General features: G+C 50.2%; 14 protein-coding genes. 11 read left to right on the top strand and 3 right to left on the bottom strand.

What is annotated here, in order from left to right:
• Positions 1 to 46 precede the first annotated feature (46 nt).
• Positions 47 to 376, top strand: a complete 330-nt coding sequence (gene fliE, locus TOI97_RS08890; protein WP_321553768.1) for a flagellar hook-basal body complex protein FliE — start codon at positions 47 to 49, stop codon at positions 374 to 376.
• 140 nt (positions 377 to 516) lie between these two features.
• On the opposite strand, the gene TOI97_RS08885 is transcribed toward fliE, so the two are convergent.
• The 3 genes from TOI97_RS08885 to TOI97_RS08875 all read right to left on the bottom strand — a co-directional run bounded on the left by TOI97_RS08885 (position 517) and on the right by TOI97_RS08875 (position 4,530).
• Entirely contained in the window at positions 517 to 870 is a 354-nt protein-coding gene (locus TOI97_RS08885) for a flagellar protein FlaG (RefSeq protein WP_321553767.1), read from the bottom strand.
• 364 nt (positions 871 to 1,234) lie between these two features.
• Positions 1,235 to 3,166, bottom strand: a complete 1,932-nt coding sequence (locus TOI97_RS08880; RefSeq protein WP_321553766.1) for a flagellin N-terminal helical domain-containing protein — start codon at positions 3,164 to 3,166, stop codon at positions 1,235 to 1,237.
• Between the two features lie 248 nt (positions 3,167 to 3,414).
• Entirely contained in the window at positions 3,415 to 4,530 is a 1,116-nt protein-coding gene (locus TOI97_RS08875) for a FliC/FljB family flagellin (protein WP_321553765.1), read from the bottom strand.
• 501 nt (positions 4,531 to 5,031) lie between these two features.
• Between TOI97_RS08875 and fliD the strand changes: the two genes are divergently transcribed.
• The 10 genes from fliD to TOI97_RS08825 all read left to right on the top strand — a co-directional run bounded on the left by fliD (position 5,032) and on the right by TOI97_RS08825 (position 14,696).
• Positions 5,032 to 6,375, top strand: a complete 1,344-nt coding sequence (gene fliD / locus TOI97_RS08870) for a flagellar filament capping protein FliD (protein ID WP_321553764.1) — start codon at positions 5,032 to 5,034, stop codon at positions 6,373 to 6,375.
• Between the two features lie 38 nt (positions 6,376 to 6,413).
• Positions 6,414 to 6,833, top strand: coding sequence for a flagellar export chaperone FliS (gene fliS / locus TOI97_RS08865; RefSeq protein ID WP_321553763.1), 420 nt, complete (start codon positions 6,414 to 6,416; stop codon positions 6,831 to 6,833).
• 1 nt (position 6,834) lies between these two features.
• Positions 6,835 to 7,188: a flagellar protein FliT gene (locus tag TOI97_RS08860; RefSeq protein WP_321553762.1), complete on the top strand. Its 354-nt coding sequence runs from the start codon at positions 6,835 to 6,837 to the stop codon at positions 7,186 to 7,188.
• Positions 7,189 to 7,213: 25 nt separating this feature from the next.
• Positions 7,214 to 8,344, top strand: a complete 1,131-nt coding sequence (gene fliK / locus TOI97_RS08855) for a flagellar hook-length control protein FliK (protein ID WP_321553761.1) — start codon at positions 7,214 to 7,216, stop codon at positions 8,342 to 8,344.
• Positions 8,337 to 8,624 carry an EscU/YscU/HrcU family type III secretion system export apparatus switch protein gene (locus TOI97_RS08850; protein WP_321553760.1) on the top strand — a complete coding sequence of 96 codons (288 nt, stop codon included), beginning with the start codon at positions 8,337 to 8,339 and terminating at the stop codon, positions 8,622 to 8,624. The genes fliK and TOI97_RS08850 overlap by 8 nt, the downstream gene beginning before the upstream one ends.
• Before the next feature lie 274 nt (positions 8,625 to 8,898).
• Positions 8,899 to 9,774 carry a flagellar motor stator protein MotA gene (gene motA, locus TOI97_RS08845; RefSeq protein WP_321553759.1) on the top strand — a complete coding sequence of 292 codons (876 nt, stop codon included), beginning with the start codon at positions 8,899 to 8,901 and terminating at the stop codon, positions 9,772 to 9,774.
• Complete coding sequence (gene motB, locus TOI97_RS08840; RefSeq protein ID WP_321553758.1) at positions 9,771 to 10,712, top strand: flagellar motor protein MotB; 942 nt, start codon at positions 9,771 to 9,773, stop codon at positions 10,710 to 10,712. Before motA ends, motB begins: the two co-directional genes overlap by 4 nt.
• 30 nt (positions 10,713 to 10,742) lie before the next feature.
• A complete protein-coding gene (gene cheA / locus TOI97_RS08835) occupies positions 10,743 to 12,923 on the top strand; it encodes a chemotaxis protein CheA (RefSeq protein WP_321553757.1) in 2,181 nt (726 codons plus the stop codon).
• Positions 12,920 to 13,414, top strand: a complete 495-nt coding sequence (locus tag TOI97_RS08830; protein WP_321553756.1) for a chemotaxis protein CheW — start codon at positions 12,920 to 12,922, stop codon at positions 13,412 to 13,414. The genes cheA and TOI97_RS08830 overlap by 4 nt, the downstream gene beginning before the upstream one ends.
• A gap of 88 nt (positions 13,415 to 13,502) precedes the next feature.
• Positions 13,503 to 14,696: a methyl-accepting chemotaxis protein gene (locus TOI97_RS08825; protein WP_321553755.1), complete on the top strand. Its 1,194-nt coding sequence runs from the start codon at positions 13,503 to 13,505 to the stop codon at positions 14,694 to 14,696.
• Positions 14,697 to 14,718: the final 22 nt, after the last annotated feature.

The following is a 14,718-nucleotide window of genomic DNA, read 5'->3' as shown; positions in this document are numbered from 1 at the left end:
ATAATTCGGAAATGATACCATTGTTGATATAACTTTGTGATTATATATGAGCGATATGAGTATTTCAGCGATTCAATCCACCTTACAGCAACTCAATAACCTTGCTTCACAAGCCAGTGGGAGCAACAATCAAGCGACCAATAGCCTAGGGCAAGGAGGGTTCAGTAGTGAGCTACAAGCGTCAATTCGTCGCATCAATCAGCTGCAGCAAACGGCTGAAACACAGGCGCAAGCTTTCCAAGCAGGCGACCCTAATGTGGCCCTCAACGATGTCATGGTCGATATGCAAAAAGCGGATGTGGCTTTTCAAATGGGCGTGCAGGTGCGCAACCGTTTAGTGGGCGCCTATAAAGAAATTATGAACATGCAGGTTTAAAATCAGGCTGCGGGTGTTGAGCAAGCATTAGATCTTTGCGCCTGTGCTCAGGCAGGTGAGCTTTATTCGGGTGGATTTGAACTGCAGACTGGGCTGCTTGCTGTACGGCTCACCGCAAGCAGCCATCAGTCATAAACCGATTAAGCCTGCTCAGATATAAGTGCACCAACCCCCTGCAGTTCTTCTAGGCGGTCAGCAAGACGTAGCACTTCTTCTGAAGGGATTTGGCGAATGACATTGCCGTTCTCTTTATCCACCAAGCGCACAATTACTTTGGCGGACTCATCACTGATTTCAAACTCCACCCCATAATTGCCTAGTGCGGCATTGACTTGCTGCATAGGGGCTAACAACTCATCACGCGTTGGTTCAAGTTGGCGATTGGCGCTTGCAGTGGGTGCGGCGACGGGACTCGGTTTTTCTTGTTGTTGGCGCTCTGCCATGGCCTGCAATGCAGGCAGTGAGTTGGCCGTATTGAGAGGCGATACACTCATGACTAACATCCTTATATAAGGTGAGGCTCTGCTATTGGTTAGCTGTTGCTTTAATTGTCCGTTAACCCATAGCAGAAATTCATACATTCAGCCCAAAATGAGGGCCATCATAAACGCTTATCGGCCGCTAAAGAGAAAGCTTTAGGTTTTTATGTGCAGTGCGTGATGAGTGGGCAGGATGTTAAGGAAGATAGACTGTTGCGCTGCTAGCGGTAAGTGGGTGTGACTGTAATTCACACAGCAGGGGCGGCGCCACGGATAATGGGTTGCTGGGTGAGTGCAAGTCAGCCAGCAAAAAAGCCGATCCCCAATGAAATCGGCTTTTTATTGGACGGCAAACCAAGGGTTGTGCTCAGACGGTAGATCATTCCAACAAAGACAATACGTTCTGTGGCATCTGATTGGCTTGTGCCAGTACCGATGTGCCTGCTTGCTGCAGAATCTGTGCGCGTGTCATGTTGGCCACTTCTACCGCGTAGTCCGCATCCATGATACGTGAGCGAGCAGCGCTGAGATTGATTTCGGCATTGCGGTTGTTGTCGATGGTGCTGGCTAAGCGATTTTCCGTAGCACCCAAGTAGCTGCGTTTGCTATCCACCATGCTCAGTGCGCGGTCAATGGCTGCTAGCGGATTACGTGGAGTGCGCAGCCGAAAAGCCTCGCCGTTTTCTTTGATTTGTAAGCGCGTATGGGCAACGCCGTTATCGTCAAAGCCGTCAGCATCGGTGAGGGCGGTTATGTTGAAATTGGAGCCAGTGCTGACATTACTTGGGTGGTAGACGATGACTTCACTGTTACCGTTGAGGGTGCGTAGCAGTACTTCGTTGCTGCCGTCTAAATCCACCAATGTGGCGGTTTTATAGCCGCCGGTGCTGCTGCTTTGGCCTGGCAGTAAAAAATAATAGTTGCCATCGGCGTGTTGTTGTAAAACGTTTTGGTAGCTGTTGCCTTTGCTGTCGGTGTAATCAACGGTCACATTGCGTGGGTCAATGGTGATTTGTGAGTGGCCGCTGACTTTATTGCGCACATCGCTGGCTGTGCCTAGCAGGATATGAGGGGTGTTGTGTTGAGCCGTTGCCACAGCGCTCTGCGGTTGGCCATCGGCGCCGAGGGTTAAAGACAGGTCGGCATTAAAATACGCTGTACCATCGGCGCTTTCCCCACGGATCATCCATTGCCCATTGGTTGTCTGCTGCACCAGACTTAGCGCAGAGAATGTATTGCTATCAATCCCTTGGAAGTCGATGGTGCTTAAATTTGTAAAATCGGTGGCGGGCACTTCAGTTAATGCTGACAGGTCTGCAGGGGCGAGCGTTGTTGGGGTAGCGCTGGTGTTGCTCAAGCTGGCGCTGGCCGTTGAACCGCTTTGATATTGCAGTGCAATATCTGTGGCATAGTAGGCGACACTGCCATCATTTTGCTGCTGTTCAAGGTAAAGGGTGCCATGGGCGCTCACTAGGCGTTCCCCGTGTGCTAAAGGCGGTAAAGCAACACTTTGGGTTTGTAGTTGGTTGTTAAACAGTGGTCGTGGATTGCTGACTGTAACTGCGTTGCTATCGCTGGCAGTGTCGTGGCTGGCGCTAACGTTTACTTGAGCGAAACCGCCGGCGCCATCGTTGGCGTAATAACCATAGCTAGCTTTATAGTACAGTGGCTGTTGGCTGCCCGTAGCAAATGTTAGCGTAGTGTTTGCGTCGTACAGTGGAATATCTTGAGCAACGCCTTGCAGGCTGTTGCGCTCGATGATGTCACCAGTAAGGCCGGGCACATTGAGGCCCTCTAAGCCAAGGGCTTTTACACTGAAACCTGGTGGTGCCAGATCAATGCCGATCTGCTCGCCATCGTTGGCGCCCACCTGCAATTGCAGTTGCCCGGCTTGGCCATTCAAAAGGGGCAGGCCATTGTAGTGAGCAGTGCTGGCTAAGCGGTCGATTTCTTGTAGGTTGTAGTTGATTTCTGCTTGCACGGCATCGCCATCTTGTGTGCTGAGGGTGCCGTTGAGGCCCTGTACCGCCAGTTCACGAATGCGTTGCAGTTTGTCGTTGATGCTATTGAGCACACCTTGGGCAGTTTGTGCTAAAGAGATGCCATCATTGGCATTGCGTTGCGCCATAGCGCGCCCAGTGATTTGGCTGCTCATGCGGTTACTGATGGCTTGCCCGGCGGCATCATCACGGGCGCTGTTCACGCGCAAACCAGATGACAGGCGTTCCATGGCGCTAGTCAATTGATTTTTACTGCGGGATAAATGATTAAGCCCCTGTTGTGCAGCAAGGTTGGTGTTGATAATGCTCACGCCTTTTTCCTTGAATGAATCCTCAAACACCTTATCGGCAGGTGAGGATAAAACTTTAGGCAGCAAGAAGGCTGGTAGCAATGGGAGTGGCGCAACCGTGCTGGCAGGGCTTTAGAGTGTAAGGATTAATGGGTGGTTTTTGGAGGGTGCTTGGGGTACTGGTCAAGGCGTAATAAAAAAGCCGGCCCCCACAAAGGAGCCGGCTTTTAGCTTGGCAATGCAGCCGAAGCTGTAGCTAGGGGTTCAGATTAACCCAACAGAGACAATACGTTCTGTGGGATCTGGTTGGCTTGCGCCAGTACCGAAGTACCTGCTTGCTGCAGAATCTGCGCACGTGTCATGTTGGCCACTTCTACCGCGTAGTCTGCATCTTCGATGCGTGAGCGCGCTGCAGAGAGGTTAGTCTCGTTGGTGCGCAAGTTGGTGATGGCATCTTCAAAACGGTTCTGCACCGCACCGAGCTCAGAGCGCAGGGTGTCTACTTGGTTTAACGCAGAGTCTAACGCTGCAAGTGGGTTTGCTGTGGAGGTTAGGCCATTCTCAACATCTGTAGCATAAGCTTCTTGCGCTGTGGTTAAGCCGTTTGCATCAGTAAAATCCATCGTTACTGTGCCGTCATCAGCATCAACCGAGTCAGCATCAAGCTTGTACATATTGCCGTCGGCATCTTTAATGGCGTAATTCTGAAAAAGACCTGTCGAAGAAGTAAACTCACCATAGCCGTGTAGTGTTATTTCTCCACCAGGACCATTATTGATACCACTTAAATCAATAGGTTTTCTAGTAATGGTGCCTGCACCATCATCTGTGACAATTTCTGTGATAGGGGCGGATAGTCCGCTCACATTAAATCCTTGGAGGCCTAAAGTGCTTGAGTTGATTTCTTTAAGATTAACAGTGATTTTTTCACCGTCATTAGCACCTACCTGAACATCTAGGCCGCTGTTTTGCTTCAGTACTTTCACGCCGTTGAAGTCGGTTTGTTCAGAAATACGATCGATCTCAGTTAGGCGCTGAGTAATCTCTTCTTGAATAGAGTTCAAGTCTTTCTGTGAGTTACTGCCGTTGGCGGCCTGTACGCTCAGCTCACGAATGCGCTGCAAGTTGTCGTTCACTTGGTTTAACGCACCTTCAGCGGTTTGTGCGATGGAAATACCATCGTTAGCGTTACGCTGTGCTTGTGCAAGGCCAGTGATTTGGGCAGTCATGCGGTTAGCAATGGCCTGGCCAGCGGCGTCGTCTTTAGCGCTGTTAATACGCAATCCAGAAGATAGGCGCTCCATGCTGGTTTGCAGAGCACTTTGTGATTTGCTCAGGTTAGATTGGCCAATCATGGAAGTAATGTTGGTGTTGATCACTGACATATTGATGTCCTTCTTTAGTGTAAAGAGCCTCTGGCTCGATGGTTACTTTGCTGTGCCTGATCAACCCTTAACTGTGTTCCAGTTGCCTTGGGTTGCTGGGCAATTAATTCTGTTATCGGGCGGTACTGGGAAAACTTTAGGGCTATTTACAAAAAACTTTTTTATCAGCCTTTGGATTGTTTTCCCTTTTGCCCCTCGCTATACAAGTTATCGGCAATGCAAATTAAAACTTTAGGATTATTTATAAAGAAAGTGACAAAATAAGCATAATTTTGATTTTGCAGCGTTTGTGTGCAGTTTCGTGGAGTTGATTTGAGGGTGGCTAAGGTGCTGAATCTGGGTGTGCTGGTAAAAGCAGTTGAGCTGCAGCGCGGGCTCTAAAACCCATTAAAGTTTTTGTACGCAGCGCCGATAAACTAAAGTAATAGAACGAATCTGTGCGCTATGGTGCCTATTGCACTGAGTAGAACAGCAGCGCAGTACTGATAAAGGAACAAGATAATGGCGGGTATATCAGCATTAGGTATTGGTTCAGGGCTTGACTTGAACGGTTTGCTTGACCAGCTCGAAGGCGCTGAACGACAGAAATTAGTGCCGATTGTGCAGCAAAAAGGCAGCTATCAAGCCAAAATTTCAGCTTACGGTAAATTGGAAGGAGCGCTGTCGCAGTTTCAAGTGGCGGCCGAACGGCTCAATGATCGAGATTTGTATCAAAGCGTGACTAGCAAGGTCAATGGTACGGGTATCACGGCCGCAGCAGGAGTCGAGGCTGCGGTGGGGCGTTATCAGGTCGAAGTTGTGCAGCTGGCTCAAGCATCTAGTGTAGCGACAATGGGGGTGGCGGATAAAAACGCCGAGCTGGGCGCTGGCACTCTTACCTTTACGTTTGGGAATAATGAAACCCTTGCTGTGGAAATAGCGCAAGGCGATAGCTCGCTGGAAAGCATTCGTGATGCCATTAACAGCAAGAACGCTGGCGTCAGCGCTTCTATTATTAATGATGGCAGTGGTTCGCCGCACCGCTTAGTGTTTTCCTCTACCGCCACCGGTACTGATGCAGCCATTGAAAATATTGATTTTGGCGGTGTGGGCTTAATGCAGGATGATGAAACTAAGCTTGCTGCGCAAAACGCCCAAATTAAAGTTAACGGTATCAATATCAGCAGCCAAAGCAATCGCGTTGAAGGTGCTATCCAAGGGGTTACTTTGGATGTCACGGAAACGGGTAGCAGTAGTTTAAATGTTGAGCGGGACAATGACAGTATCAAAAAGGCAGTGAAAGGATTTGTCGACGCTTATAACGGCTTGAAAAGCACCATGGGCGAATTAAGCGGTTACGGTGGCGTACCAGGGTCGGCTGGTATCTTGCTCGGGGATAACACCTTGCGTGGCATTGAGTCGCAGTTGCGCAGTGCGCTGAGTACAGGCGTCAGTAGTGGCGAATTCAATATGCTCAGTGATGTGGGAGTGAGTATGGAGTTGGGCGGCAAGCTCAAGCTGGATGAGGAAAAGCTTGATCGCGTGCTGAGCGATAACCTGCACGGTTTGGCCGATTTCTTTGCGGCCGACAGTAAAAGCGCTGGTATGGCAGGGCAGTTAAGCCAAACCTTAGAGCGTATGCTGGATGATCGTGGTGCGCTGAGTAATGCCACTACTGGGCTGAATAAAAGTATTGAGCGTTTAGATCAGCGTTTTGAGCGTATGGAGCGCAGCATTGATGCCACTATTGCCCGCTATCGTGCGCAGTTTGCGCAAATGGACAGTTTGATTGCGGGGATGAACTCCACCAGCAGCTATTTAACGCAACAATTTGATGCCATGAATGCCCAATTAGGGCGTAAGTGATTGCAGGGATAATCAAGCCAATTGAACGAGGTTAAAGAATGAATACAGTGCACAGACGTGCCGCTTACGGTCGTGGTGCTGGCGCTTATGCCCGCGTTGGAGTGGAAAGTAATGTGATGTCGGCTACGCCGCATCAGTTGATTATGATGTTGTTTGATGGTGCGCAGACGAACCTGCGTACGGCCAAGTTGCATTTGGAAAAGGGTCAAATGGCCGAAAAAGGCGCTGCTATCTCTAAGGTGCTGGATATTGTTAATAATGGTTTGCTAGCAGCGCTGGATCGTGAGCAAGGCGGTGAGGTGGCAGAGAACTTAGCCTCTCTTTACGAGTACGTGAACACCTTGCTGTTGCAGGCCAATTTGCAAAATGATGTGGCCCGCTTAGAAGAAGCTGAGCGCTTATTAGAAAGCATCGGTTCGGCTTGGCGCGAAATGGGCGAGCAGTCCTTAGGAGCATAAAATGACGGTGCTGCAGTGCAACAGCTCAGAGCAGATCATGGCAGGCTATCAACGTTTGCTGGAGGTCTCAGCACGTTTGCTATTGCACAGTCGCGAGCAAGATTGGCAGGCCTTAAGTGAAACTCATGCTCAGTATGTGGCGTTGGTAGGGCAGCTGAAAAAACGTGAGCAGGGTGTGGCGTTGAGTTCAGCTCAGCAGGCGCGCAAGCTGGCATTATTGCAGCAATTGTTGATACATGATCAAGAAATTCAGGCCAACTTAATTGCACGTCGTGATGAGTTGGGCGAATTGCTCGAAGTGTCGCAGCGTCAGCGCAAGTTGAATCAGGCTTACGGCACCACAGAACGCCGTTGATGCCGTTATTTAAGAGGGGTGTGCTGTGAGTGGAGTGACGCCGTTGTTGGATACGTTACTGCACCAGGTGTTGGGCAAACGCATGGATGCCCCAGAGGGTCGTACTCAAACTGAACCTGTGAAGCCATTACTGCCCAGTGAAGCGACTCGCGCAGTGCACAGTGACTCTCGTTTAGATCCGCGTTTAGAGGGGCGGCCTGCGTTAGTGGAAGCTCAAGGGCAGCGCTCATCGCAAGGCGCAGCTTTGCCCCTAGCGCCTACAGTTCGCGCTGAAGCGTCGATCAGTACGCATTTCAGTCCTGCAGCCCGTACCATTGCCGATGTGCTCGGTCAGTTTCCAGCGCCACCTTCTGTTGTGCGTACGGTGCAACCTTTAGTGCCGGTTACGTCTGAGCAGGGGGGGGCTTCGACCGCAGAGGTGGCCAGTCGTTTAGCGAGCAGTATTAAAGATAGCGGCCTGTTTTATGAGGCGCACCTGGCGCGCTGGTTTCGTGGTGAGCTGCCTTTAGCGCAGCTGCAACGTGAGCCGCAAATGCGTTTGAATGCAGCGGGGCGTGGGCTGACAACTGAAACCGCAACGCAAGTGTTGGCTGGCCGTGCCAGTTCCGCTGCAGCGCCTGCTGGGCACACGACAGCGCCCACTGCTGCGCAAGGGCAAGCTGCGGCTACGGCTGAAGCCATGGGGCATTTAGATACTGACTTAGCCAAAACGCGAGCGGTGACCCATGCTGCTATGGAAGAGGGGTTGCAAAATATTGTGCGGCATCAATTGGAGTTGTTGGTCAATCCAGTATTGCGCTGGGAAGGTGATGTGTGGACAGGGCTGTTTATGGCATTGGTGATTCAATTGCCCGAAGCTGTGCAGCGTCAGGCGCAGGAGCACGGTGAGGAGGCTGAGCAGCAGACTTCTGAGCAGGAGCAGGGCTGGCGCTCAGAGCTGACGCTACGTCACGCTGCTTTAGGTGATATTAAGGCACAGTTGAATTTGCAAAAAACTCGGTTGGCACTCACTTTAAGTGCCGCCGCTGACACCGTGGTGCCACGTTTAGAAGCTGGGGTTGAATCTTTACGGCAGCGCTTACAAAAGGTGTGTGGTTTCACGGAGGTATTGGTGCAAGTGCGGCCATTGACTGCTGAGGAGCAAAATCATGAGTAGTGAACGTAAGCCCAGTGAGCGGCGACGTGAAGCTGTGGCGCTTGCTTATAACGAAAATGTTGCAGCCCCTTATGTGGTAGCGCGCGGTTATGGCGATGTGGCTGAGCGCATCATTGAACAGGCGCAGCAACACGGTATTTTTGTGCACGATGCGCCTGAGTTGCTGAACTTGTTGATGGGGTTAGATCTTGATGAGCAAATTCCAGTTCAGCTCTACCAAGTGATTGCTGAGTTGTTGGTTTGGGTGCATGAGCTGCAGGTTGATAAGCAACAGTCTTAAACATTGAATGTGCTCTGACGGCATTTGGTTTTTCGAGCTTTACTTTTCTTCAAAAATACTTTAACTCATTGCTAAAGCATTGACTTATAGCAGTTTTTTTCAGATTTAGAGTGTCCATTGACAGGTGTTGCTGCGGTATAATGATACGCAGAGATTATACTAAAGCATTATTACTATTCGACTGGTATAGTCAGCGCTTTTTTAGGTGGACGCTTAAAGTGGCTGAGCGGCTGATAAAACTGTAGAGGCTATACCATTGTTAAGGAAACTATGAGTGTTAATACTTCTTGGATTCGCGATTGTCATTTTTTCGGTGTTCGGCGGTTATGTGATGTCGGGCGGCTACTTAGGGCCTCTGCTGCAACCGTTTGAGTTTGTGATGATTGGTGGCGCTGCCCTTGGAGGCTTTGTTGCCAGTAATAATGGTAAGGCCATTAAAGCCACAATCAGTACTTTTGGACGCCTGAAGCGCACCAGTAAATACAATCAAACTGTGTACTTGGAATTGATGGCAGTGCAGTACAAGTTGCTCAATAAAATCCGTCGTGACGGCATGATGGGGGTTGAGCGCGACATTGAGAACCCGCAAGAAAGTCCAATTTTCAGTGAGCACCCCATTATTATGGAAGACCCGATGATGATGGGTTTTCTAACGGATTATTTGCGTTTGATGGTCAGCGGTAGCACAGACCCTTTTGAGCTTGATGAGCTGATGTTGCACGAAATAGAGACCTTTGAGCAAGAGGCCCATATTCCTGTCGATGCTTTAAATAAAGTAGCTGAAGGTTTGCCAGCTTTCGGTATTGTTGCTGCGGTGATGGGGGTGGTGAAAGCCCTTAGCGCCAGTGATATCAGCCCTGACTTAATGGGCGAGATGATTGCCCATGCTTTGGTGGGGACTTTCCTTGGGATTTTAATGGGCTATGGCTTTGTTGGGCCATTGGCTAGCCGTCTTGAGCGACAAGCGGATGAGGCGGTCAAGGTGTTGCAGTGTATTCGCGTAACTTTATTGGCTAGTTTAAATGGCTCGGTACCGCAGTTGGCGGTGGAGTTTGGGCGTAAAGCATTGAGTAGTACAGAGCGTCCTTCGTTCGCGGAGCTGGAGGAGTATGTGCGCAGTGCGAGTGAGCCGAGGCAGGAGAGCGAATGAGCCAAGATCGCCGTCCCATCATCATTCGTCGTAAAAAAGTTGTTAAAGGCCACCACGGTGGTAGTTGGAAAATCGCCTTCGCTGACTTTATGACAGCGCTGATGGCGCTATTTTTAGTGATGTGGGTGTTGTCCAGTTCCAGTAAAGAGCAGAAAGCCAGTGTCGGTGAGTATTTCCGTACACCTTTAGTGACTGCTTTGGCGGGGGGTAATAAAAATGCAGCTAGCAGCAGTGCCATTCCAGGAGGCGGTGCCGATCCGATTCATGCTGAAGGCGAGCGGATACGCATTGAAATCCCTGTGCCGGTACGGGCAGATGACAGCCAAAAAAGTTTAAGGCGCTTGCGCAATCAAATTAAACGGGTTGTGGAAAATGATCCTGAATTACGTGAGCTGAGTCCGCAGGTGCGTTTGGAAATCACCAATGATGGTTTGCGTATTCAGTTGGTGGATACCGAGCATCGGCCGATGTTTGCCGTGGGCAGTGAGCAGATTGCGCCTTATATGCGGGATTTGTTGCGTACCATTGCGCCTTTGTTGAACGAATTGCCCAATGAGCTCGAAATTACAGGTCACACCGACAGCTTAGCTTATGCAGGTGGATACCACAGTTACAGTAACTGGGAGTTGGCTGTTGGGCGTGCCAATGCGTCGCGCCGTGAGTTAGCCGCGGCGGGCTTTGATCAGGGTAAGTTATTACGCGTTTCTGGCATGGCTGATCGTATGCCTTTAAATCCAGATAACCCGATGGATCCCATCAACCGACGTATTACTTTGACGGTGCTGTATGAAGAAACTGCCGACAGTATTCGCTCACCTAAGTTACTCAAACGTGAAGGTCAAGCAGAGCATGAATTGCCCTCAGTGGTGGAGGCTGTGACTGCAGAGGTTCAGGGTGAGATAAGTGGTGCGCCTGAACAAATACAGAGCCAAGATTAATAGCTGTTTAAAAGGAAAGTGTGGACCAGCATGCCGATTACAGAGTTCTACGATACGTTCTTCGAAGAGGCCGGAGAGTTGCTCGCAGATATGGAACAGCACCTGCTAGAGCTGGATGTGGATCAGCCCGATGCAGAGCAATTGAATGCAATTTTCCGTGCGGCACACTCGATTAAAGGCGGGGCCGGCACCTTTGGTTTTACGGCGTTGCAAAATACCACGCACTTGCTGGAAAACTTGTTGGATTCGACTCGGCATGGCGAGCTACAGCTGCGCCGAGATATCGTTGACACCTTTTTAGAGGCCAAAGATATGCTGCAGGAGCAGTTGGATGCGTATCGTCAAGGCAGTGAACCTGATCCTGAGGCCTATGCGCGTATCTGCCAAGTACTGCAACAGTTGGCTGAAGATGAAATCAATCAGCAACAAGGTGATGCAGCCACTGCTGAAGGTGAGGTTGCGGAAAGTGAGGCGAGCATGCCACTTTTGGTGGTGCTCACTGGGGTCACAGAAAAAGATGCCAAATTGCTGGAAGAAGAACTGGCTTTATTTGGCGAAGTGGTGGACAGCCGTGCCCTAGACGGGCGCTATGAGATTGTATTGCATAGCACTGCCAGTATGGATGATATTGAAGCAGTGATGTATTTCATTGTGGAGCCTGAACAGCTGAGCATTCAAGTGCTGGACAGTGAGGCGTCCGCGCCTGCTTCTCAATCTGCTGGTGAAACCACGCTTGAACTTGAAAGCAGCTCAGAAACGGGGTCTGAGTTGGATGCTATGGCCCAAGCCATGGCGCTTGAAGCTGAGTTTGAGGCTCACCAATCTGCCGCTAAAACTGCCAATGCTGCAGCGCCTGAGGCCGAGGTTCAACCCGTAGCAACTTCGACATCAAGTGCACAAACCCAAGCCAGCTCATCTTCTGCTGCACCCAAACAAAAAGCTGCGTCGTCGCCGCGTGCGGGGGCGAGTAAAAGCACGGAAGGAGGCGGCTCGATTCGCGTACCTGTAGATAAAGTGGATCAGGTGATCAATCTAGTAGGAGAACTGATCATTACGCAGTCGATGATTGTGCAGACTGTGAGTGAACTGGATAGTGCAACTCACAATGCTTTGTTCAATGGTATGAACTTATTACAACGCAATGCACGAGATCTGCAAGAGGCGGTGATGTCCATTCGTATGGTGCAGATGGATTATGTGTTCAGCCGCTTTCCACGTTTGGTGCGCGACTTAACCAGTAAGCTCAATAAAGATGTGGAACTGGTGACTTTAGGCGCCTCAACTGAACTGGATAAGAGTTTGACTGAGCGCATCATTGATCCGTTGACTCACTTGGTGCGTAACAGTCTAGATCACGGTATTGAAGGGCCGGATGAGCGCGAAGCTGCCGGTAAACCACGTACGGGTCGCTTGACCTTATCGGCACAGCATCAGGGCGGCAATATTCTAATTGAAGTTAAAGATGATGGCGCCGGCTTGAATCGCGAGAAGATTTTGGCCAAAGCGCGCAGTAATGGCTTGGCCGTGGCAGACAATATCAGTGATGAGGAAGTCTGGCAGCTGATTTTTGCCCCTGGCTTTTCTACTGCAAAAGAAGTCAGTGACGTGTCCGGTCGTGGCGTGGGTCTTGATGTCGTCAAACGTAACATTCAAACGATGGGTGGCCATGTAGAGCTGCAGTCGAAGCTCAGTGAAGGCACTACGACACGTATCGTGTTACCTCTGACTTTGGCCATTCTTGATGGCATGTTGATTAAAGTGGGCGAAGAAGTTTTTATTTTACCGTTGAATGCGGTGATTGAGTCTTTACAACCCACCGCGGCCAATCTGTACAGCGCGATGGGTGATGATGTGTTGCTGAAAGTGCGCGATGAGTACCTGTCAGTGATTGCCGTGCATCAAGTGTTGGATGTCGCCGATGCGCAAACGCAGCCCACGCAAAGCATTGCCGTTGTGGTGCAAGGTGAAGGGCGCCGCTACGCCTTGCTAGTGGATGATTTGCTAGGCCAGCAACAAGTGGTGGTGAAAAATCTAGAGACCAATTATCGCAAAGTGCCCGGTGTGTCAGCAGCCACTATTTTAGGTGATGGGCGAGTGGCGTTGATTCTTGATATTGCCGATATGCACCGGTTAAACCAATTTAAAAAACAAGCGGGCCATTCGGCTACAGCAGTCGAATCCAAGCTTTTACAGGAGAGCGTATCCCCATGAGTTATTCAAGTACTGCAGATGCCGCGGCAGGTGAGGCGCATAATCGTGAGTTTTTAGTGTTCTCTCTGGGTTCCGAAGAATATGCCATTGATATTTTGAAGGTGCAGGAGATTCGCAGTTACGAAAATGTCACGCGCATCGCTAATGTGCCGGATTTTATTAAGGGTGTGACTAACCTGCGTGGGGTGATCGTACCCATTGTTGATCTACGTATTAAGTTCAACTTGGAGTCTGTTGAGTATGGTGTACAGACCGTTGTGATCGTAGTGAATGTGGGGGAGCGTGTGGTCGGTATTGTTGTGGACAGTGTGTCTGATGTGATGACCTTAACACCGGAGCAAATTAAACCCGCGCCAGAGTTTGGCATGGTGTTGTCCTCAAATTACCTCAGCGGTTTGGGCAGTGTTGATGAACGTATGTTGGTGCTCGTGGACATTGATAAATTGTTGAACAGTGAAGAAATGGCACTGGTTGAGCACGCAGCTGAATGATGTCTATACCAGATAAGTTAGGGTTTAACCTTGTGAGCGTGCGGGACGTATGTGTTCGAACACGCCAGGCACTGGCTAGGGAGTCAAGGTGAGTTTTATTAAGAATATGACTGTACGTTTGAGCTGGATACTGGTGCTGGCCGTATTCAGCAGCTTGGTGTTGGTAATGGCTGGGTTGGCTTGGTATGCCTTGAATGAGGCCAGTGCGGCCGTCACCTTGGTTGAGAACCCCTCACATACAGCGCAGTTCAATGCATTGGCAGGTGTATTAAAAGGCGTGATTGTTGCTGTGGTGTTGGCTACTGCAGGTATTGTGTTGGTGGTGTTTTGGGGGGTGACAGTGAATGTGATCCGGCCTTTAGAGCACATTGTCACACATTTTAGCCGTATTGCCGCTGGTGACTTATCTCAGCCCGTTGAGCAGATCAGCAGCAATGAGATCGGTCAGTTATACAGCTCCGTGGCCCATATGCAACGCAGCTTGGCACACATGGTGGGACAAATGCGTGGTTGCAGTCAGTCGATTCAGCAAAGTTCGCAAGATATTGCAGCGGGCAATGAACATTTGTCGGCGCGTACCGAACAGCAGGCTGCTGCATTGCAGCAAACCTCAGCCAGTATGGAGGAGCTGACGGCGACTGTGGCACAAAATGCGGAAAATGCACGTTATGCCAGTAGCTTGGCTGTAACAGCTACAGGCACTGCGCAACGTGGCGGTGCTGTAGTGAATAACGTGGTGGGTACCATGCGTGATATTAATCAAAGTGCCCATAAAATCACCGACATCATTGAGGCTATTGATGCTATTGCGTTTCAAACCAACATGTTGGCTTTGAACGCCTCGGTGGAAGCGGCGCGAGCTGGTGAACAGGGTCGTGGGTTTGCGGTGGTGGCCGGTGAAGTGCATAACTTAGCTAAACGCAGTGCAGATGCAGCCCAAGAGATTCGAGCTTTAATTGAAGCATCATTATTGCGGGTTGAGGCTGGCACTGTGTTGGTGGATGAAGCAGGGCAAACCATGGGAGACATCGTAACTGCGGTGCAGCAAGTGACGGACATCATGGAAGAGATTGCCTCGGCATCACGTGAGCAAAGCCATGGTATCAGTCAGGTGAATCAGGCCATCAGTCAAATGGATCAGGTTACTCAGCAAAACGCGACTTTAGTGGAGCAAGCGGCCAGTGCCGCAGCGTCCTTACAACAGGAAGCGGCTCAGCTGCGCAGTGGCGTAGTGCAGTTTAAGCTGGATCAAGATTCGCGCACTGAGGCGGGGCATTATTGATTCATGCATCATGTTCAACATT

Source organism: Denitrificimonas halotolerans (assembly GCF_034259425.1).
GTDB lineage: Bacteria > Pseudomonadota > Gammaproteobacteria > Pseudomonadales > Pseudomonadaceae > Denitrificimonas > Denitrificimonas halotolerans.
Note: the sequence above shows the minus strand (reverse complement) of the source record. Positions and strands in the feature narration are given on the sequence as shown.